Genomic DNA, 18,673 nt, shown 5'->3' on the forward strand with positions numbered 1-18,673 from the left:
CTTGAGTAAGACGGTGGTGCACGTGCTTCGGCACGGCGAGGTGTACAACCCCGACCAGATCCTCTACGGCCGGTTGCCCGGTTTCCGCCTCTCCGAGTTGGGCGTGCAGATGGCCAAGGCCGCTGCGGAGGGCCTGGCCGAGCGGGAGGTGGTGCACGTGGTGGCCAGCCCGCTGGAGCGCGCCCAGCAGACCGCCGAGCCGATCGCCGCCCAGTTCGGGTTGCCGGTCGGGGTGGACGAGCGGCTGATCGAGAGCGCCAACTGGTTCGAGGGCAAGAAGGTCTCCCCGGGTGACGGGTCGTTCCGCGACCCGCGCAACTGGTGGGTGCTGCGCGATCCGGTGACCCCGTCCTGGGGCGAGGCGTACCGGGTGATCGCCGAGCGGATGTTCGCCGCCGTGCACGCCGCCCGGGTCGCCGCCGAGGGACGCGAGGCGGTGCTGGTGTCGCACCAGCTCCCGATCTGGACGCTGCGTCGTCACGTCGAGCGCAAGCGGCTCTGGCACGACCCGCGCAAGCGCCAGTGTGGGCTGGCGAGTCTCACCTCGTTCCACTTCGACGGCGCGAAGGTGGCGGGCATCGGCTACAGCGAGCCGGCCGCGCACCTGATCGCCCTCTCCGCGACCGCCCGGACGGCCAAGGGGGCCTGATGAACGCCCGGAGGTGGACCGCCGGTCTGCTCGCCAGCGTCGCCGCGGTGGCGCTGGTCGGCTGCACGTCGTCGAAGGCGCAGGAGAAGACCTGCACGACCACCACCGACGGGATCTTCGAGTGCGCCCCGGACCAGCGCTCCGCCCCACCGAAGCTCGCCGGTGAGCTGCTGCTCGGCGGCAGCTATGACGTCAGCGAAGCTCGCGGTCAGGTGGTGGTGGTCAACTTCTGGGGTTCCTGGTGCGCGCCGTGCCGCGCCGAGGCGGACGACCTGGAAGCCGTCTACCAGGCCACCAAGGGGTCCGGGGTGAACTTCCTCGGCATCAACGTCCAGGACTCGCGGGACAAGGCCAAGGCGTTCGAGAAGGGCCGGGTCACCTATCCGAGCCTCTTCGACCCGTCGAGCAAGACGGCCCTCGCGCTGGACATCCCGCCGAACAGCGTGCCGGCGACGGTGGTGCTCGACCGGGACGGTCGCATCGCGGCGGTGATCCGTGCCGCCGTCAAGCAGGAGGGCCTGCAACCGATCGTCGAACGGATCGCCGCCGAGAAGCCGGCGCCGAACTGATGGGCGAGACGTTCAGGCAACTCGCGCTGGATGGGCCGCTGCTGCTCGCCATGGCTGCGGCGGCGCTCGCCGGCCTGGTCAGCTTCCTCTCCCCGTGCGTGCTTCCGCTGGTCCCCGGTTACCTGTCGTACGTGACCGGCCTGGCCGGCGCCGACCTGGAGGGTCGCCGACCGGCCGCGGACCCCGCGCCGACCGGTGGTGGTGTGGCGGTCAAGGAACGGGTCGCGCGGGTCGGCGCGGTCAAGGGCCGGGTGCTCGCCGGGACGCTGCTCTTCATCGGCGGCTTCACAGTGGTCTTCGTGGCCAGCGCGATCCTCTTCGCCAGCATCGGCCGGGTGTTCTTCGACTACAAGCGTGAGCTGCAGATCGGCGTCGGTGTGCTGATCATCGTGCTCGGCCTGAGCTACCTCGGCATGATCCCCGCTCTGCAACGGGAGTTCCGGATCTCCCGGCTGCCGTCGGCCGGGCTGCTCGGCGCACCGGTCTTCGGTGCGGTCTTCGCGCTCAGTTGGGTGCCCTGCACCGGCCCCACCCTCGGCGCGGTGATGGGCCTGGCCGCCACCAGCGGGCAGAGCGACCGCGCGGTGGTGCTCGCCGTGGCGTACTGCCTCGGGTTGGGGATACCGTTCGTCGTCTTCGGGCTGGGCTTCGAACGCCTGCTCGGGGTGTTCCGCGCCGTCCGGCGCAACAGCCGCTGGGTCACCCGGGTCGGCGGCGCCCTGCTCATCCTGATCGGCCTGGCCCTGGTCACCGGCGGATGGCAGAGCTTCGTGATCTGGTTGCAGACCACCGTCGGGGTGGGCGAGGTGAGCATCTGATGACGGTCGTCGACGACCGACCGGAGACCGCGGCCCCCGCACCGCGCCGCCGCCCGAACCGGCTGCTGGCCCTGCTGCGCAACTCGTGGCGGCAGCTCACCAGCATGCGTACGGCGCTGATCCTGCTCTTCCTGCTCGCGGTCGCCGCCATCCCCGGCTCGGTGCTGCCGCAGCGCGGAATCAGCCCGGAGAAGGTCAACGAGTACTTCGTCGACCACCCGGACTGGGCTCCCCGACTGGACCGGATCGGCGCGTTCGAGGTCTTCGGCTCGGTCTGGTTCTCCGCGATCTACCTGCTGCTGTTCACCTCCCTGATCGGCTGCATCACGCCCCGGCTGCGGGACCATGTCCGGGCGTTGCGGTCCCGGCCGCCGGCCGCGCCGAAGCGGATGGCCCGGCTGCCGCAGCACACAGTGCTGCCCGCCCCGCCCGGCGGTGCGACGGCGATCGCCGAGGTGCTGCGCAAGCGCCGCTGGCGCGTCGAGGTGCGCGGCGACGAGGTTTCCGCCGAGAAGGGCTACCTCAAGGAGACCGGCAACCTGCTGTTCCACACCTCGCTGATCGCGGTGCTGATCGGCGTGGCGCTCGGCTCCTGGTACGGCTGGAGCGGCAACCGGCTGCTGGTGGCGGGCGCGGACAACGCGTTCTGCAACACCCGCCAGCAGTACGCCGAGGCGAAGCTCGGCCCCCGGGTGGACAGCGCCGACCTGCCCCGCTTCTGCCTGCGACTGGACGACTTCCAGGCCCGGTTCCTCGACAGCGGTCAGCCGGAGTTCTTCAACGCCACGGTGACCGTGGACGGCCCCGACGAGGCGACCCGCCGTGCGGACTTCTCGGTGAATTCGCCGCTGCGCCTGAACGACGCGAGCGTCTACCTGCTCGGCCACGGGTACGCCCCGGTGATCCGCTACACCGACCGGTTCGGCAACAGCCAGATCAGTGACGAGCCGTTCCTGACCACCGGCGACATGGGCCTGACCAGCGAGGGGTTGGCTGCCTTCCCGGACGCGAACGTCGACCCGGCGACCGGGCAGCGCGCACCGGACCAGCAGATGGCGTTCACCGGCATCTACCTGCCCACGGCACCCGAGCAGGCGCCGTTCGTCCGCTCGCAGTACCCGACCGAGCGCAACCCGGCGCTGAACCTGGTCGCCTACCGGGGCAACCTCGGTCTGGACGCCGGCATCCCCGGCTCGGTCTACCAACTCGACCAGCGGCAGGTGCGGACCGGCAAGGTCAAGGAGGTCGGCACCAAACTGCTCCGCAAGGGCGAGACGTGGACGTTGGACGACGGCACGACTGTCGAGTTCCTGGGCACCGAGCGGTACGTCACCCTCTCCATCCGGCACGATCCCGGCTCGACGATGCTGCTGATCAGCTGCGGTGTCCTGCTGATCGGGCTGATGGGTTCGCTGTTCGGCAAGCGCCGTCGGGTGTTCTTCCGGGTGGTGCCGGCCGACCCCGGGGAAGGATCTCCGACGAGCGGTAGTAGCTTGATGGAGGTCGGCGGGTTGCCGCGTACCGACTATCCGGGGTTCGCCGACGAGTTCACCCAGCTCATCGCTGCGGTCAAGGGTGGCGACCCAGCGGCCGAACGGGCCGGCGTGCGAGAAGGAGCCGAGTGATGTCCGCACTCTCCGACAATCTGGTGACCTTCGCGATCCTCTACTACCTGATCGCGATGATCGGGCACGCCGTCGAGTACGCGCTGGGCAACGTGCGTACCCGGGTCGCCACGGCGGCTCCGGTGCGCGAGCTGGTCGGTGCCGGCGGCGGTGTCATCCCGACGCCGCCCGCGCCGGTCCCGTCGCCGCCCACTGCCGACCGCTCCGCCCGGAAGGCCCGGCTCGCGGGCCTGATCGGGGTGGGCGCCACCGCGGTCGCCGCCGCGCTGCACCTGGCGGCGCTGGTCACCCGGGGGCTCGCCGCCGACCGGATGCCCTGGGGCAACATGTACGAGTTCGTGCTCACTGTGACGTTCATCGGGGTCGCCGCCTGGCTGGTGGTGCTCTGGAAGCGACCGTCGCTGCGCAAGCTCGGGCTGTTCCTCACCCTGGTGATGGTGCTGCTCGTCGCCACCGCCGAGCTGGTGCTGTACGTGCCGATCGTGCCGCTGGTGCCGGCGCTGAACTCGTACTGGTTCGTCATCCACGTCTCGACGATCGTCTTCGCGTCCGGCATCTTCCTGTTCGGCGTGGTGCCGGCGGTCGGCTTCCTGATGCGCAACGGCTACGAGCAGGGCAAGCGGAGCTTCCCGTACACCCTGGCCAAGCGGCTGCCCGGCGCGGCCGGCCTGGAGCGGCTGACCTTCGCGCTGCACGCCTTCGCGTTTCCGATCTTCACCTTCGCGGTGATCGCCGGTGCCATCTGGGCCGAGGCGGCCTGGGGCCGGCCGTGGGGCTGGGACCCGAAGGAGACCTGGGCGTTCATCTCCTGGGTGGTGTACGCCGGTTACCTGCACGCCCGCGCGACGCCCAGCGTGAAGCGCAACGTGGCGACCTGGATCGCGGTGCTCGGCTTCCTCACCATGCTGATGAACCTGTTCGGCGTGAACATCTTCTTCACCGGCCTGCACTCGTACGGCGGGCTGGACTGATCCTGGCAACGCGGTGCGGGCCGGTCACGGATTCCGTCAGTGAGCGGCCCGCGTCCACCGGGTGGGTTGCCAGGCCCGCAACGCCCGCTCGACCTGGATGGTGACCTGGTAGGACACCTCCGGTAGATCGGCCAGCTCGATCCGCTCACCGCGCATCGCCAGTTGGGCGTGCAGTTCCCGGGCGACGGCGTCACGAAGCTCGACCAGCAGGGGCGACAACCCGTCCGGGTCGCCGACGACGTACGCGTCCGACATGAGGCCACTCTGCGCCCGCGTCCCGCCCTCCGGCCAGGCACGGTGAGATGTCCCCGCCGGTCTTGACGAATGTCGAGCCCCCCGGTCGCCGTTGATCCACTCGACTTTCATGAAGTCGGGGTGTCCTGCCGCCTGGGATACCGCACTTTCCTGAAGCCCGAGTGGATCACGCGATGGCCACCGTCGAGCCCCGAACTGCCGTCGAGTCAGACGGTCGTTACCCCGATATGAGTGTCACGGGATGACGCAGTGTTGAGGGATCGCTACCGTGCGCAGGTGGGTCCGGTTGCCCAACGTTCGCGGCGGAAGGTGGGACGAAGTGACCTCAGTGGTGTCCACGGCGGCGCTGATCCGGGAGCAGCTCCGGCGATCCCGGATCGCGGCTGGGCTGACTCAGGAGGAGTACGGCAAACGCGCGCACTACTCGCCGTCCATGGTGTCGGCCGTCGAGCTGGGGCAGGCGGCGCCCAACGAGGCGTACCTGAAGCGGGCCGACGAGGTGCTCGATACCGGTGGCTTGCTGACCTCGCTCCGCGACCTGGGCCGCCGCGATGGCGAGCCGGTCTGGTTCCGCCCCTGGCTGGAGGTCGAGCGGGTCGCCACCCAACTGCGCTGCTTCGGCGCGACGATGATTCCCGGGCTGTTGCAGACCGCCGACTACGCGCGGGCGGTGTTCCGGCTCGACCTGGGCCTCACCGCCGACCGCGTCGAAGAGTTGGTGGCGGCCCGGTTGGAGCGGCAGACGATCCTCGACCGGGAGCACCCGCCGCAGCTCACCGCCGTGATCGACGAGGCCGCGCTCCAGCGCTTCGCGGAGGGATGCGCCGGAGTGCTGGCCGGGCAGCTTCGACACCTGGTGGCGTGCGCACGCCGTCCGCACATCAGGGTGCATGTGCTGCCGCAGGGGGTGGGGCTGCACGCGGGCCTCTTCGGGCCGTTCATCCTCGGGCGCACCGCCGACGGCAGTTGGCTCGGTTTCCTCGACAATCAGACCGGCGGCACTGCCGTGGACGACATCAACGAGGTGGCGACCCTACTCGGAAGGTGGGAGAGTCTGCGCAGTGACGCGCTGCCCCGGCAGCAGTCGATCGACCTGCTCGAGGAGATCGTGAAGCCATGGATCTGACCGGAGCCCGCTGGCACAAGTCCACCCGGAGCGGCAATGACGCTGGCGCGTGCGTCGAGGTCGCCGACAACCTGCCCGGCCGGGTGCACGTCCGCGACTCCAAGGACCGCGACGGCGGCCTGCTCACCTTCACCCCGGCCGCATGGCGGGCCTTCGTCGAGCTGGCCCGCACCCACTGACCGGCACACTGAGCCGCGCAGCCCGCGATCAGCCGCCGAACCAGCCGGGCACATCGAGCCGGAACCAGTTGGCCGAGGCCATCGTGCCGAGGTCGTCCTCCATGGCGGTGACCCGTTCCGGGCCGAGCGTGTCGGCCCACTGTGCGCGCAAACGGTCGAAGATCTCGGCCGAGCGACGTAGCCCGTCGGCGCCGCGCGGCGTCACCCGGACCAGCCGCCGTCGGGCGTCGGTGGGGTCGTCGACCCGCTCCAGGTAGCCGACGCCGACCAGCCGGTCGACGGTCTTGCCGGCGGCCTGCTTGGAGATGCCCAGCCGCTGGCCCAGCTCGGTGGCGGTGGTGCCGTCCGCGCCGACGGCCTGGAGCACGAACCCGTGCAGCGGTCGCAGCTCCGGATGCCCCTCCCGGGCCAGTTCGGCGTGCAGGTCGTCGATCAGCGTCCGGAAGCCGGCCAGCAGCAACAGCGGTAGCGCGAAGCCGGGCCGCGGGGGATCAGGGGTTGCCATGTTCGACAACCACGTTTACTATTTCGTCAACCACGTTGACTATCTTACGTCACCCGATCCGAACTCTGGAAAGTAGGCAGCCATGCCCGTCTTCACCGCTCACACCGCCGAGACCGCGCCCGCCGCCGCCCGACGAGCCATCGAGGGCGTACGCGGCCGGTTCGGCTGGCTGCCCAGCGCGGTGGCGCTGATAGCCGACTCGCCGCAGTTGCTCACCGGCTTCCTCACCGCCAGCGCGGGCTTCGAGCAGACCGACCTCGCCCCGCTGGAGCGGGAGGTGGTCATCCTGACAATCTCCACCAGTCACGAATGCCATTTCTGCGTCGCCCTGCACACCGGCAAGCTGACCCAGCTCGGAGCGACCACCGAGCTGATCACCGCACTGCGGGCCGGCTCGGCGCTGCCCGAGCCGCGACTGGAGGCGCTGCGCCGGTTCACGCTGGCCGTGCTCGACCACCGAGGCGCGGTGCCCGACGACGAGCTGGACGACTTCCTGACCGCCGGCTACCAGTCCCGCCACGCGCTGGACGTGGTGCTCGGCGTCGGCGCGTACACCATGTCCACCTTCGCCAACCGGCTCACCCGGGCACCGCTCGACCCGCCGCTGGCCGCCCACGCCTGGACGCCGGCAGCCTGACCGGAGACGCCGTTGGGCCGCTGCTCAGGCCGCCCCGAGGAAGTCGCGCAGCAGGGCGAGCATCTCGTCCGGGCGTTCCTCGTACAGCCAGTGCCCGCAGTCCTCGATCACCTCGCCGCGGACCGTGTCGGCGTACCGGCGAACCTGCTCGGCGACCTGCCCGCCGAGGCTGGCCGCCGCGCCGACGGCGAGCACCGGCATCGTCAGCTTCGTGTCCCGGTACGCCGCGTTGTCGGCGATGTCCTGCTGGAACGCCCGGAAGTAGGCGAAGCTGGCCCGCAGATGCGCCGGGTTGCGCAGATGGTTGGCGAACTCCTCGATGTCGGGCGCGGCGATGCTGCCCTTGCGCACCATCAGGGCATCGGTGAACCGGTCCACCCAGAGCGACTCCCGCCCGTCGACCAATGCCTCCGGAAGCCCGTTGCCGAGGGAGAAGTAGCCGAAGTTCCACACCCCGGGCCCGGCCGAGGCGAGAGCGGGGAACGTGTAGATGCTCTCGTCGGGGATGGGCGCTTCGCTGAGCACCAGCCGACTCACCCGCTGCGGATGGGCGGCCGCGTACGCGTACGCCACCATGGTCCCCAGGTCGTGCCCGACCAGCCGGAGGTCGCTGTCCAGGCCCAACTGGTCAAGCAGTCCGTGCAGGTCGGCGGCGACGGTCTTCTTGTCGTATCCGCCGTCCGGGGCGTCGCTTTCGCCGAAGCCACGCAGGTCGGGCGCGACCACGTCGAAGGAACGCCCCAACTCGGGCAGCAGGTGCCGCCACATGTGCCAACACTGCGGATATCCGTGCAGCAGCACCAGTGGCGGGCCGGTACCGCCCCGGACGTAGTTCGGGGTGATCTGGCCGACCCACGCCCGTTGCTCGGTGAACCCCGCCGGGACCCGCTCCCCGCCCATCGCCGCCTCCGTCCGCCGGCTGCCCGGCTACCCGCTCAACCGACCGCCATACCTGCGGCATCTGCGCGCACGCGTTGATCGACTCGGTTTTCAGGAAGTCGGGCTATCGCAGGCCGCTGGACACCCCGACTTTCTGAAACCCGCTCGCGCGTCGACGACCTCTGAGGGGTCATCGCGAGCGTCACAGCACCCGGCCTGGGGCGTGCGGGAGCCGGTGCGGGAGACTGGGCGACATGGCGGCTCGTGGCTTCCCGTACACCGATCTCAAGGACTTCATCGCGGCGCTGGAGCGCGCGGGGGAGTTGCGCCGGGTCGACGTCCCGGTCGACCCGACCCTGGAGATCAGCGAGGTGGTCACCCGCACAGTGCGGGCCGGCGGCCCGGCGCTGCTCTTCGAGCGTCCGACCCGGGGCGAGATGCCGGTGGCGATCAACCTGTTCGGCACCGAGAAGCGGATGGCGATGGCCCTCGGCGTCGACTCGCTGGACGAGGTCGGTGCCCGGATCGGCGCGCTGATCAAGCCGGAGTTGCCGGTCGGCTGGTCGGGCATCCGGGAGGGCCTGGGCAAGGTCATGCAGCTCAAGTCGGTGCCGCCGCGCAAGGTGAAGACCGCCCCCTGCCAGGAGGTCGTCTACCGGGGTGAAGATGTCGACCTCAACCGGTTGCCGGGGTTGCAGGTCTGGCCGGACGACGGCGGGATCTTCCACAACTACGGGCTGACCCACACCAAGCACCCGGAAACCGGCAAGCGCAACCTCGGCCTCTACCGACTCCAGCAGCACGGCCGCAACACCCTGGGCATGCACTGGCAGATCCACAAGGACTCGACGGCGCACCACGCGGTCGCCGAGCGGCTCGGGCAGCGACTGCCGGTCGCGGTCGCGATCGGCTGCGACCCGGTCGTCTCGTACGCCGCCAGCGCGCCCCTGCCCAGCGACATCGACGAGTACCTGTTCGCCGGGTTCCTGCGCGGCGAGCGGGTGGAGATGGTCGACTGCCTCACCGTGCCGTTGCAGGTGCCGGCGCACGCGCAGATCGTGCTGGAGGGCTACCTGGAGCCGGGTGAGCGGCTGCCCGAGGGGCCGTTCGGCGACCACACCGGCTTCTACACGCCGGTCGAGCCGTTCCCCGTGCTGCACATCGAGGCGATGACCATGCAGCGCAAGCCGGTCTACCACTCGATCGTCACCTCGAAGCCGCCGCAGGAGGACCACGGCCTCGGCAAGGCCACCGAGCGGATCTTCCAGCCGCTGCTCAAGCTGATGATCCCGGACATCGTCGACTACGACCTGCCGGCCGCCGGGGTCTTCCACAACTGCGCGATCGTCTCCATCCGCAAGCGTTACCCGAAGCACGCGCAGAAGGTGATGAACGCGATCTGGGGCGCGCACCTGATGTCGCTGACCAAGCTGATCGTGATCGTCGACGAGGACTGCGACGTGCACGACTACAACGAGGTCGCCTTCCGGGCCTTCGGCAACGTCGACTACGCCCGCGACCTGCTGCTCACCGAGGGTCCGGTGGACCATCTCGACCACTCGTCGTACCAGCAGTTCTGGGGTGGCAAGGCCGGCGTCGACGCGACCCGCAAGCTGCCCACCGAGGGCTACACCCGCGGTTGGCCGGAGGAGATGAGCATGGCCCCCGAGGTCACGGCCCTGGTCGACAAGCGCTGGAAGGAGTACGGAATCTGATGGCCACCACCAACAACCCCCGCGATCTTGCACTTCCGGTCGCCGATTCCTCCCCTTCCTCCGGTTCTGCCCCAGCAGAAAGTGCAAGATCGGGGACGCGGGTGCGGGCCTTCCTGAAGCTCGTCGCCGTCGAGCACTCCGTCTTCGCGCTGCCGTTCGCGTTCCTCTCCGCGCTGGCCGCGATGCAGATCAACGGCGGCCGGGTGCGGTGGCTCGACCTGCTGCTGATCACCGTGGCGATGGTCGGGGCGCGGACGTTCGCCATGGCCGCCAACCGGATCCTCGACCGCAAGATCGACGCGCGGAATCCGCGTACCGCCGGTCGGGAACTGGTCACCGGAGCGGTGAGCGTGCGGACGGCCTGGACCGGCGCGGCCGTCGCGCTGGTGGTCTTCCTGGTCGCTGCCGCCCTGCTCAACCCGCTCTGCCTGGTGCTCGCGCCGCTCGCCGTGGTGCCGCTGGTCGTCTACCCCTACGCCAAGCGGTTCACCAACTGGCCGCACGCCATCCTCGGGATCGCCCAGGCGGTCGGCCCGGTCGGCGCCTGGCTGGCCGTCACCGGCACCCTGGACGGCTCCGGGCCGGCCTGGCTGCTCGGCGCGGCCGTGGGGCTGTGGATCGGCGGCTTCGACCTGATCTACGCCTGCCAGGACTCCGAGATCGACCGGGAGATCGGCGTGCACAGCGTGCCCGCCCGGTACGGTCGGCGCTTCGCGCTGCACGCCTCCACCGTCGCGCACGTGGTGACGTTCGCGCTGTTCATCTGGTTCGGCGCGGTGATCGGTCTCGGCTGGCTCTGGTGGATCGGGCTGGCGTTGACCGCTGTGGCGTTCGCCTACCAGCACCTGGTGGTCACCCCGACCGACCTCAGCAAGGTCAACCGGGCGTTCTTCACCGCCAACGGGTTCGTCGGCATCGCGCTGTTCGTCTTCGCCCTGCTCGACCTGGTCATCCGGCTCGGCCTACGGCCCTGAGGCTCGGCCTACGGCCCTGAGGTGGGTGGCGCGGTGCTGACGGGGTAGCGGGCGCTCTCGAAGGTCCAGTCGATGGTCCCGCGCACGGCGTACGCGATCCCGTCGAGCTGGTCGGTGACCGCCTTGTCCAACGCCGGGCCGAACGACGGCACCGCGGCGCGCAGCGTGACGAAGCGTCGCATCGCCTCCCGCCAGTGCTCGGCTGCCCGTTCGAGCGCCTCCGCCTCCGGCACACCCAGGTCGGCCTGTAGGGCGAGGACCAGGTTGTGCCCGCCGGCGGTCGCCCGGTCCCGTTCCAGCGAGGCCACGTCGTTGTACCAGGAGAGCAGGTCGTTGCCGGTGCCGGCGATCTGACGCAGCAGCGGGTGGTGGTAGACCGGGTCGGGCAACGGTCGGCCGCTGACGAACTCCACCAGCGGGTACGACACCTCCGCCGCCGACGTCGACCGACGCAGCTCGACGTACTCGTCGACGCTGGGACGGCGGCCGGCCTCCTTGTTGACCGCCTCCTGCCAGGTGCCGTCGAGGTGCCGGGCCACCGCGTCCGCGAAGCGATGCCGCCACCGGGCCGGCATCCGGCGGCGCGGCTCCCGCCATGCCAGCACCAGCAGTCGCCGCAGCGGACCGGTCAGCCCGGTCTGCCGCAGCCGGGTGCCGCCGTGCAGCAGCGCCAGGGTGCCGTTGCGCAACGCGCGGATCTGCTGAGGGGCCAGCCGATTCGGCCCGTCGCAGGCGTCATCGACCAGGAAGAACCAGGTGAACAGGGCGGTCAGCACCCGCAGGTCGGCTTCGGTCGCCTCCGGGTAGAGCCGCCCGGCGTACCGGGCGAAGGCTCCCCGGGACAGCCGGCGCAGCGCGGCGTCGTCCAGTGGCAGGCCAAGCTCGGGCAGCAGGTTGAGGAGCCAGCCCTGCACCCGATCGGCGTGTGGTGGAAGCCGGGACGGGATCGGACATTCCTCACGCAGCGCCCGGAGGATCTCGCCGGTCGTCACCGATGCCTCCTCCGCGAGATGGTTCCGGTGCGAATCGCCAGCGGCAGCATGTCAGGTCGGCGGGATGCGCAGGTGCCCGCCCGACATGTCGGACCGTACCAACCCCGGGGGTGCCCACCGGCAGGCCAGCCGGACCAGGCAGGCTGGGGGGATGCGGGAACCATGGGTGGTCGGGGTCTCCGGTGCCTCCGGTACGCCGTACGCGGCTGCCGTCATCGGCGGGCTGCTCGACGCGGGCGAACCGGTGGACCTGATCGTGTCCCGGGCGGCACGACTCACCGTGCTCGACGAGACCGGCCGGCCCTTCCGTGACGGGCACTGGGCCGAGGACCTCGCCGCCTGGCTCGGCCGGGACCTGACCTCGGCGGATGTGCGGCACTGGCCGGCCGGCGACCTGGCCGCCGGGCCGAGCAGCGGCTCCTACCGGGTACGCGGGATGGCCGTGGTCCCGGCCAGCACGGCAGCCTGCGCGGGCGTCGCGATCGGGCTCTCCAAGGACCTGTTGCAGCGCGCCGCCGAGGTCAACCTCAAGGAACGGCGCCCTGTGGTGCTGGTCCCCCGGGAGACACCGGTGACCCGCAGCCACCTGGAGCACCTCATCGCGCTGCACGACGCGGGCGCGGTGGTGCTGCCCGCCAGCCCCGGCTTCTACGGTGCCGGCGCGGCAGCCAGCGCCCAGCAGCTGGTCGACTTCGTGGCCGGCAAGGTGTTGGACGCGCTCGGCGTCCCACACACCCTGTTCCGGCGGTGGTCCGGCCAGCTCGGCGCAGCGCGGAGCTGAGCCGTCCGCCCGCGCTGAGCCGTCCGCTCGCGCTGAGCACCGGCGTCGGGCTCAGGACGAGCGCTGTTCCCACGCGGCGGTTGGCCGAAGCGGGACGCGGACCGGACTGGTGTCCGGTCCGCGTGGCGTTGTCCGCACCAGTTCAGTACATGCCGGCGTTGGCCGGACCCGGCCCCGTGGAAGCGGCCGGCCCCACATTGCGTGGCTTTCCGACCTCATCCACCTCGTCCAGCATGCCCTCCCCCTCAAGCAGGGCTCGCACCTCGGATTCCCGAAACCGGCGATGCCCGCCTGGAGTCCGGATGCTTCCTATCCGGCCGGCCGCCGCCCATCTCGTCACAGTTTTCGGGTCTACCCGAAACAGCGCGGCGACCTCACCCGGTGTCAGCAGGCGATCTCCAGTGTCCACAGCCCCCTCCTCGCGTCGACGAAGCCCCCGGCTGAACACACTGCCCCCGGCTGGTGCGTAGCCCAGAGCCGTCATGAGGGACGTATGGCAATTACAGCACCAGGGACATGGCCTGTCCGCCCAAACGCGAAAAATGCACTGAGTGGGGAGTTAGTAATGTTACTGGTGCTACCTCTGCCCTGACCGCCGGTTTATGAACAGTGACTCACCGCTCAGTCCAACGGGTGCCGAAGGTCGCACGTTACGTAGGAACGGTTAAGGTCACTCTCTGTGGATGCCATCGACCTGAGCCTCGTCGACCTGCTGCGCGGCAACGCGCGCCTCTCGTACGCCGAGCTGGCCCGACAGGTGGGCCTCTCGGCCCCGGCCGTACACGAGCGGGTCGGCAAGCTGGAAAGCAGCGGTGTGGTGCGGGGCTACCGCGCGGACGTGGCCCCGGAGTCGATCGGGCTGGGTGTCACCGCGTTGATCGGCATCGTCGAGGACTCCGGTGCCGACACCGACGACATGCTCGAGTCGCTGCGGGTGCTGCCCGAGATCGAGTCCTGCTATTTCATGGCCGGCGTGGAGTCGTTCCTCCTCAAGGCGCGGGTCGGCACGATCGCCGAGCTGGAGCAGTTGATCGTGCGGTTGAATCGGACGCCCGGGGTCGCCTCCACCCGTACCACCATCGCGCTCTCCACCAAGTGGGAGAACCGCCCTCAGCCGGTCGGCCCGGCCGTGGGCTGACCACCCCGTCCGGTGGTCAACCCGCCGGCCAACGCCGCCGGTCAGCATCGCCGGACCGGCGCTGAGCACCGCTGACCTGCTTGCTACGTTTCCGGGCGTGACTCATCTCGACCGGTGCGACGAATCCAGCCGGACCTGGGTGACCGAGGCGATCGCCTCCGTCGAGGCGGACGCGAACCGCTCGGCCGACACCCACCTGCTGCCATTCCCGCTGCCCCGGGAATGGGGGATCGACCTCTATCTCAAGGACGAGTCGTCACACCCCACCGGCTCGCTGAAACACCGGCTGGCTCGCTCGCTGTTCCTCTACGGGCTCTGCAACGGCTGGATCGGGCCGCGCACCACGATCGTCGAAGCGTCGTCGGGCTCCACGGCGGTCTCCGAGGCGTACTTCGCCCGGATGCTGGGCCTGCCGTTCATCGCCGTGATGCCCGCCTCCACCTCGCCGGAGAAGGTCGCGCAGATCGAGTTCCAGGGCGGCCGCTGCCACCTGGTGGACGACCCGGCGAGCGTGGTGGTCGAGGCCCGTTGGCTCGCCGAGGACTCCGGCGGGCACTTCATGGACCAGTTCACCTACGCCGAGCGGGCGACCGACTGGCGGGGCAACAACAACATCGCCGAGTCGATCTACGCGCAGTTGGAGCTGGAACGCCACCCGATCCCCACCTGGGTCGTGGTGGGCGCGGGCACCGGGGGCACCAGCGCGACCATCGGCCGGTACGCCCGGTACCGTCGGCTCGCCACCAAGCTCTGCGTGGTCGACCCGGAGAACTCGGCGTTCTACCCGGCCTGGCTGGCCGCCGACTGGTCGGTACGGACCGGGAAGGGCTCCCGCATCGAGGGGATCGGCCGGCCCACCGTTGAGGCGTCGTTCCTGCCCTCGGTGGTGGACCGGATGGTCCAAGTGCCGGACGCGGCGTCACTGGCCGCGATGCGCGCCGGATCGGCGCTGCTCGGCCGACGGGTGGGCGGATCCACCGGCACCAACCTGTGGGGCGCGTTCGGCCTGATCGCCGCGATGCTCGCCGAGCGTCGGACCGGTTCGGTGGTCACCCTGATCTGCGACCCGGGCGACCGGTACGCCGACACGTACTACGCCGACGACTGGGTGGCCGCGCAGGGCCTCGACCTGACCCCGCACCTGGCCACGATCGACCGCTTCCTGGCCAGCGGCGACTGGCCCGGCTGAACCGCGCAGCGGGGCTTGGCGCGGGTGAGCCGCGCAGCGGGGCCTGGCGCGGGTGAGCCGCGCGGCGGGGCCTGGGCCCGGCTCAGCGCCGGTCAGCGTGGGTCGATGCGTTCGGCCAGCCCGGGGTAGCGCACCACGTAGCCGCTGTCGTCCAGATCGATGTCGGCGGTGAAGGTGCCGCTGGCGAAGCGCACCCGACCCGGCCCGAGCCCGGTGTAGATCTGCTCGGCAGCCACCACCTCCAGGCCGGGAAGCAGCACCCAGGCGACGGTGATCCGGTGTGCCACATCGGCCGGCTCGGCCGCCATCCTGAGCCGGTGATACGGCAGGGCGTTGAACAGCGGCGATCCGCTCAGATCGACGTCGAGCGCGTCGGCCAGCCGGTCCGGGTCGTCCGTGCCGGGCAGGCCGGCCCGGGGATGACCGGCCGCGACGAGGGCGGAGTCCAGGTCGCCCTGCTCGGCGGTGGTCACCCGCCACCGGCCTGCGGCCCGATCCAGCGTCACCCGGCGCAGCCAGCCGAGCCCTTCGGCCTCGACCTCGACCCGGGCGGTGGCCCAATCCGGTGTGGTGGTCAGTTGGTAACGGGCGGTCCACGGGATCGGATCCACGGCGAGCAGGGTGCCCCGGGCCGCCAGTCCGTGGCCGTCGTCGAGCAGGACCTGCTCGCTGCCGGCGGTGTCCGTCCGGGACCAGAAGATTGACTTCGGCATGGTCGGCATGAGCCGGACGTTACGCGACCTTGTCGGCATCGGCAGGGCATGCGCGAACGCCGCCGCGAAGCCCGGGCTTCGCGACGGCGTTCGGTGGATCAATCAGTGGGTACGCGCTGCCGGTCGCCCGCCGAAGCCGCGCCGATCGTCACGCGGGCGGTCCTCGCGGGGCCGGTCGTCGCGGGGCCGGTCATCGCGGACCCGGCCCTCCGAGCGGAAACCACCCCGAGCGTCCCGGTCGCCGAAGCGCCGGTCACCCTGCGGCCGGTCGCCGAAGCGCCGCTCGCCGGTCGGTCGATCGCCCCGACCGTCCCGGTCACCGAACTGCGGCCGGTCACCGAAGCGCCGCTCGCCCTGCGGCCGGTCGCCGTACCCCCGGGTGTCCCGATCGGCGTAACGCCGCTCGCCCTGCGGCCGGTCGCTGTAGCCCCGGTCGCCCTGCGGGCGGTCGCCGTAGCCGCGGTCGCCTTGCGAGCGGTCGCCGTAGCGCCGCTCACCTTGCGGCCGGTCGCCGTACCCCCGGTCACCTTGCGGGCGGTCGCCGAAGCGGCGTTCGCCGGTGGGTCGGTCGCCGTAGCGCCGGTCACCTTGCGGCCGGTCGCCGTAGCCCCGGTCGCCCTGCGGGCGGTCACCTTGCGGGCGGTCGCCGAAGCGGCGTTCGCCGGTGGGTCGGTCGCCGAAGCGCCGGTCACCCTGCGGGCGGTCACCGTAGCGACGCTCGCCGCCCGAACGGTCACCGAACCGACGCGGGCCCCCGGCCCGATCGTCGAACCGGCGCGGGCCGCCGGAACGGTCGCCGTAGCCCCGGGGCTCCGCCTCGACGCGGACCGGGACGCCACTGGGCTCGCGGGCGCCGACCAGCTCGGCCAACGCCGCGTCTCCGACCCGGACCCGGGTCTCGGCCGGCGCGACGCCGGCCTTCTCCATCATCGCCAGGGTGGTGCGGCGCTGCTTGGGCAGCACCAACGTGGCGACCGCGCCCGACTCGCCGGCCCGGGCGGTACGACCCGCGCGGTGCAGGTAGTCCTTGGGGTCCTTCGGAGGGTCGACGTGCAGCACCAGGGTGACCCCGTCGACGTGGATGCCCCGGGCCGCCACGTCCGTGGCGACCAGCACGTTCATCCGGCCCTCACGGAACTCGGCCAACGTCTTGGTGCGCATCCGCTGGGTCTTGCCGCCGTGCAGCCCACCGGCGCGTACGCCGACGGCCGCGAGCTGCTCGACCAGCCGGTCCACCCCGAGCTGGGTACGGGCGAAGACCATCGTCCGGCCATCCCGGGCGGCGATCGAGGCCGCCACCGGGAACTTCTCGTGCGGCGGGATCAACAGCATGTGGTGGTCCATGGTGGACACCGAGGCGGTGGACGGCGCGGTGGAGTGGGTGACCGGGTCGGTCATGAACCGCTTGACCAACGCGTCGACGTCACCGTCCAGGGTGGCCGAGAAGAGCAGCCGCTGACCGTTCGCGGGCGTCTTCGCCAGCAGATCGGTCACCTCGGGCAGGAAGCCCATGTCGGCCATCTGGTCGGCCTCGTCGAGCACCGTGACCTCGACGTCGTCGAGCTGGCAGATGCCCCGCTCGATGAGGTCGCCGAGCCGGCCCGGGGTGGCCACGATGATCTCCACGCCGCGGCGCAGCGCGTCGATCTGGCGGTCGTACGGAACGCCGCCGACGGCGGTCTTGAGGAAGATGCCCACGGACTTGCCCAGCGGCACCAGCGCGTCGTTGACCTGCATGGCCAGCTCGCGGGTGGGCACCAGGACCAGGGCGCGCGGACGCATCGGCCGGGCCCGGTTGCGGTTGGCCAGCCGGGCGATCATCGGCAGACCGAAGGCGAGCGTCTTGCCTGAACCGGTCTGGCCTCGACCGAGCACGTCGCGGCCTGCGAGCGCGTCCGGAACGGTGGCCCGCTGGATCTCGAACGGGCTGGTGATGCCCTGTTGCGCCAGTGCGCGGACCAGCGGCTCGGGCAGGCCGAGAGCGGCGAAGCTGATCGGCTCGGCGGTCTCGGTCGGCACGGGCTCGGCCTGCGGGGTGGCGTTCGCTTCCGGCGTGGTGCCGGCCTCGCTCGGAGCGACGTCGAGCTGCTCCTGGGCGGCGTCGGTCGCCGGGACTGAGTTGAAAACGGACGAAACGGTGCTGGGGTCAGCAGAGGTGGTCAACAAAAACCTTTCGAGCGGGGCGCATCTTCGCGATGGCCTGCCGCGGCTGTGCCGCCGGATCGCCCGCAAGATCGCCCAGGGGCGCACACCACGCGCGCCGGGTCAGTGATCTCAGCCAGTGTACGGCGGTCTGGCGAAGCCGCCAGCCGGTTGTCCGACGGTAGTGGGCGGACTCACCATCGCTGTCACTCGCTGACTCACCCGTTGAGCACGCTGCCCACCAGACCGTCCAGTGCGTCGCCGGCCAGCAGAACGACCGCGACACTGATCGCCACCAGCAGCCCCAGCGCGGCGGCCAGGACGATCATCACGCGGGCGTTACTGGACCGCTCGGTCGGCGTGTCGGACCAGCCCTGGGCCAGGATGTGCCCGGTCAACGAGCCGGACGTCTCCACCGCGTTGGCGGGTATCGCGACAGTGGTGAAGCCGGCCCCCTCGCCGTTGCCGTAGACGGTGCCGGCCAGGTCGGAGCTGCCGTCCTGCCGCCCACCACGGGTGCCGGCCGCGCTCCGCCCGGCGGAACCGGCCGGGGAGGTGCTCGACGGCGCGGTCATTCGGGAGCCGCCGGTGCTGTTCCGGGTCGACGAGGGGATCCCAGCGGTGGACGGTGGCCAGCTCGGCAGCGCGGGCGCGGGCACCACCGGCGGCGCGGAGGAGGGTGTCGGGGTCCACCCGCCGCCGGACGTCGGGCGGGCCGCCCCACCTGTGGACGGCCACCCGGACGGCGGCGCGGAGACCGACGCGCTGGCCCGTACGCCGGGGGTGTCGGTCATCGCCAGCGGAGGCGGAAACGGG

Annotated in this window: 22 protein-coding genes; 14 read left to right on the forward strand and 8 right to left on the reverse strand. The window is 71.1% G+C overall.

Features of this window, described 5'->3' with window-relative positions; genetic code table 11:
- Position 1: 1 nt before the first annotated feature.
- The 5 genes from DLJ59_RS23080 to ccsB are packed head-to-tail and all read left to right on the forward strand — an operon-like array spanning position 2 to position 4,632.
- On the forward strand, positions 2-649 hold the full coding sequence (locus DLJ59_RS23080; RefSeq protein WP_124774700.1) for a histidine phosphatase family protein: 648 nt from the start codon (positions 2-4) through the stop codon (positions 647-649).
- The gene (locus DLJ59_RS23085; RefSeq protein ID WP_124774701.1) at positions 649-1,218 is read left to right on the forward strand and encodes a TlpA family protein disulfide reductase; all 570 of its coding nucleotides are present in this window, start codon (positions 649-651) and stop codon (positions 1,216-1,218) included. Before DLJ59_RS23080 ends, DLJ59_RS23085 begins: the two co-directional genes overlap by 1 nt.
- A complete protein-coding gene (locus tag DLJ59_RS23090; RefSeq protein ID WP_124774702.1) occupies positions 1,218-2,036 on the forward strand; it encodes a cytochrome c biogenesis CcdA family protein in 819 nt (272 codons plus the stop codon). The genes DLJ59_RS23085 and DLJ59_RS23090 overlap by 1 nt, the downstream gene beginning before the upstream one ends.
- The gene (gene resB / locus DLJ59_RS23095) at positions 2,036-3,661 is read left to right on the forward strand and encodes a cytochrome c biogenesis protein ResB (protein ID WP_124774703.1); all 1,626 of its coding nucleotides are present in this window, start codon (positions 2,036-2,038) and stop codon (positions 3,659-3,661) included. Before DLJ59_RS23090 ends, resB begins: the two co-directional genes overlap by 1 nt.
- Positions 3,661-4,632: a c-type cytochrome biogenesis protein CcsB gene (gene ccsB, locus DLJ59_RS23100; RefSeq protein WP_124774704.1), complete on the forward strand. Its 972-nt coding sequence runs from the start codon at positions 3,661-3,663 to the stop codon at positions 4,630-4,632. The genes resB and ccsB overlap by 1 nt, the downstream gene beginning before the upstream one ends.
- A 36-nt stretch (positions 4,633-4,668) precedes the next feature.
- Here the strand turns inward: ccsB and DLJ59_RS23105 are convergent, their stop codons facing one another.
- Positions 4,669-4,887, reverse strand: a complete 219-nt coding sequence (locus DLJ59_RS23105) for a hypothetical protein (RefSeq protein WP_124774705.1) — start codon at positions 4,885-4,887, stop codon at positions 4,669-4,671.
- A gap of 319 nt (positions 4,888-5,206) precedes the next feature.
- Between DLJ59_RS23105 and DLJ59_RS23110 the strand changes: the two genes are divergently transcribed.
- Both DLJ59_RS23110 and DLJ59_RS23115 read left to right on the forward strand, forming a co-directional pair.
- The gene (locus DLJ59_RS23110) at positions 5,207-6,013 is read left to right on the forward strand and encodes a helix-turn-helix domain-containing protein (RefSeq protein WP_124774706.1); all 807 of its coding nucleotides are present in this window, start codon (positions 5,207-5,209) and stop codon (positions 6,011-6,013) included.
- Complete coding sequence (locus tag DLJ59_RS23115; protein ID WP_030334025.1) at positions 6,010-6,192, forward strand: DUF397 domain-containing protein; 183 nt, start codon at positions 6,010-6,012, stop codon at positions 6,190-6,192. The genes DLJ59_RS23110 and DLJ59_RS23115 overlap by 4 nt, the downstream gene beginning before the upstream one ends.
- A gap of 28 nt (positions 6,193-6,220) precedes the next feature.
- Here the strand turns inward: DLJ59_RS23115 and DLJ59_RS23120 are convergent, their stop codons facing one another.
- Positions 6,221-6,697: a MarR family winged helix-turn-helix transcriptional regulator gene (locus DLJ59_RS23120; protein ID WP_124774707.1), complete on the reverse strand. Its 477-nt coding sequence runs from the start codon at positions 6,695-6,697 to the stop codon at positions 6,221-6,223.
- A gap of 82 nt (positions 6,698-6,779) precedes the next feature.
- Between DLJ59_RS23120 and DLJ59_RS23125 the strand changes: the two genes are divergently transcribed.
- The gene (locus tag DLJ59_RS23125) at positions 6,780-7,334 is read left to right on the forward strand and encodes a carboxymuconolactone decarboxylase family protein (protein WP_124774708.1); all 555 of its coding nucleotides are present in this window, start codon (positions 6,780-6,782) and stop codon (positions 7,332-7,334) included.
- Between the two features lie 24 nt (positions 7,335-7,358).
- On the opposite strand, the gene DLJ59_RS23130 is transcribed toward DLJ59_RS23125, so the two are convergent.
- A complete protein-coding gene (locus DLJ59_RS23130) occupies positions 7,359-8,234 on the reverse strand; it encodes an alpha/beta fold hydrolase (RefSeq protein WP_124774709.1) in 876 nt (291 codons plus the stop codon).
- Positions 8,235-8,467: 233 nt separating this feature from the next.
- Between DLJ59_RS23130 and DLJ59_RS23135 the strand changes: the two genes are divergently transcribed.
- Positions 8,468-9,928: a menaquinone biosynthesis decarboxylase gene (locus DLJ59_RS23135; protein WP_124774710.1), complete on the forward strand. Its 1,461-nt coding sequence runs from the start codon at positions 8,468-8,470 to the stop codon at positions 9,926-9,928.
- Positions 9,928-10,902 carry a menaquinone biosynthesis prenyltransferase MqnP gene (gene mqnP, locus DLJ59_RS23140; protein ID WP_124774711.1) on the forward strand — a complete coding sequence of 325 codons (975 nt, stop codon included), beginning with the start codon at positions 9,928-9,930 and terminating at the stop codon, positions 10,900-10,902. The genes DLJ59_RS23135 and mqnP overlap by 1 nt, the downstream gene beginning before the upstream one ends.
- A gap of 8 nt (positions 10,903-10,910) precedes the next feature.
- Here mqnP and DLJ59_RS23145 read toward each other — a convergent pair whose 3' ends face one another.
- On the reverse strand, positions 10,911-11,894 hold the full coding sequence (locus tag DLJ59_RS23145; protein ID WP_124774712.1) for a terpene synthase family protein: 984 nt from the start codon (positions 11,892-11,894) through the stop codon (positions 10,911-10,913).
- Between the two features lie 151 nt (positions 11,895-12,045).
- Here DLJ59_RS23145 and DLJ59_RS23150 point away from each other — a divergent pair, with 151 nt between their 5' ends.
- The gene (locus DLJ59_RS23150) at positions 12,046-12,675 is read left to right on the forward strand and encodes a UbiX family flavin prenyltransferase (RefSeq protein WP_030334042.1); all 630 of its coding nucleotides are present in this window, start codon (positions 12,046-12,048) and stop codon (positions 12,673-12,675) included.
- 142 nt (positions 12,676-12,817) lie between these two features.
- Here DLJ59_RS23150 and DLJ59_RS23155 read toward each other — a convergent pair whose 3' ends face one another.
- A complete protein-coding gene (locus DLJ59_RS23155) occupies positions 12,818-13,084 on the reverse strand; it encodes a BldC family transcriptional regulator (protein ID WP_007454516.1) in 267 nt (88 codons plus the stop codon).
- Between the two features lie 270 nt (positions 13,085-13,354).
- Between DLJ59_RS23155 and DLJ59_RS23160 the strand changes: the two genes are divergently transcribed.
- Together DLJ59_RS23160 and cds1 are read left to right on the forward strand one after the other, a co-directional pair.
- Positions 13,355-13,813 (forward strand): Lrp/AsnC family transcriptional regulator, encoded by a 459-nt coding sequence (locus tag DLJ59_RS23160; protein ID WP_124774713.1) that lies wholly within the window; start codon positions 13,355-13,357, stop codon positions 13,811-13,813.
- Between the two features lie 97 nt (positions 13,814-13,910).
- A complete protein-coding gene (gene cds1, locus DLJ59_RS23165) occupies positions 13,911-15,002 on the forward strand; it encodes an L-cysteine desulfhydrase Cds1 (protein ID WP_124774714.1) in 1,092 nt (363 codons plus the stop codon).
- A 92-nt stretch (positions 15,003-15,094) separates the two neighbouring features.
- On the opposite strand, the gene DLJ59_RS23170 is transcribed toward cds1, so the two are convergent.
- The 3 genes from DLJ59_RS23170 to DLJ59_RS37590 form a co-directional block, all read right to left on the reverse strand.
- Complete coding sequence (locus tag DLJ59_RS23170) at positions 15,095-15,715, reverse strand: putative glycolipid-binding domain-containing protein (RefSeq protein WP_124774717.1); 621 nt, start codon at positions 15,713-15,715, stop codon at positions 15,095-15,097.
- 102 nt (positions 15,716-15,817) lie between these two features.
- Positions 15,818-17,878: a DEAD/DEAH box helicase gene (locus DLJ59_RS23175; protein WP_124774715.1), complete on the reverse strand. Its 2,061-nt coding sequence runs from the start codon at positions 17,876-17,878 to the stop codon at positions 15,818-15,820.
- Between the two features lie 197 nt (positions 17,879-18,075).
- A complete protein-coding gene (locus DLJ59_RS37590) occupies positions 18,076-18,432 on the reverse strand; it encodes a hypothetical protein (protein ID WP_244236178.1) in 357 nt (118 codons plus the stop codon).
- Positions 18,433-18,445: 13 nt separating this feature from the next.
- On the opposite strand from DLJ59_RS37590, the gene DLJ59_RS23185 reads away from it, so the two are divergent.
- Positions 18,446-18,673, forward strand: a 228-nt coding sequence (locus tag DLJ59_RS23185; protein ID WP_208648801.1) for a hypothetical protein, incomplete at its 3' end; no start/stop codon positions are given.

Origin of the sequence: Micromonospora inaquosa, from assembly GCF_003857055.1 — a bacterium.
Classification (GTDB): Bacteria; Actinomycetota; Actinomycetes; order Mycobacteriales; family Micromonosporaceae; genus Micromonospora; species Micromonospora inaquosa.

Coding starts and splice junctions, on each gene's coding strand:
- DLJ59_RS23085 (WP_124774701.1), top strand. CDS start 649: ATGAACGCCCGGAGGTGGACCGCCGGTCTGCTCGCCAGCGTCGCCGCG.
- DLJ59_RS23090 (WP_124774702.1), top strand. CDS start 1,218: ATGGGCGAGACGTTCAGGCAACTCGCGCTGGATGGGCCGCTGCTGCTC.
- resB (WP_124774703.1), top strand. CDS start 2,036: ATGACGGTCGTCGACGACCGACCGGAGACCGCGGCCCCCGCACCGCGC.
- ccsB (WP_124774704.1), top strand. CDS start 3,661: ATGTCCGCACTCTCCGACAATCTGGTGACCTTCGCGATCCTCTACTAC.
- DLJ59_RS23105 (WP_124774705.1), bottom strand. CDS start 4,887: ATGTCGGACGCGTACGTCGTCGGCGACCCGGACGGGTTGTCGCCCCTG.
- DLJ59_RS23120 (WP_124774707.1), bottom strand. CDS start 6,697: ATGGCAACCCCTGATCCCCCGCGGCCCGGCTTCGCGCTACCGCTGTTG.
- DLJ59_RS23125 (WP_124774708.1), top strand. CDS start 6,780: ATGCCCGTCTTCACCGCTCACACCGCCGAGACCGCGCCCGCCGCCGCC.
- DLJ59_RS23130 (WP_124774709.1), bottom strand. CDS start 8,234: ATGGGCGGGGAGCGGGTCCCGGCGGGGTTCACCGAGCAACGGGCGTGG.
- DLJ59_RS23135 (WP_124774710.1), top strand. CDS start 8,468: ATGGCGGCTCGTGGCTTCCCGTACACCGATCTCAAGGACTTCATCGCG.
- mqnP (WP_124774711.1), top strand. CDS start 9,928: ATGGCCACCACCAACAACCCCCGCGATCTTGCACTTCCGGTCGCCGAT.
- DLJ59_RS23150 (WP_030334042.1), top strand. CDS start 12,046: ATGCGGGAACCATGGGTGGTCGGGGTCTCCGGTGCCTCCGGTACGCCG.
- DLJ59_RS23170 (WP_124774717.1), bottom strand. CDS start 15,715: ATGCCGAAGTCAATCTTCTGGTCCCGGACGGACACCGCCGGCAGCGAG.
- DLJ59_RS37590 (WP_244236178.1), bottom strand. CDS start 18,432: ATGACCGCGCCGTCGAGCACCTCCCCGGCCGGTTCCGCCGGGCGGAGC.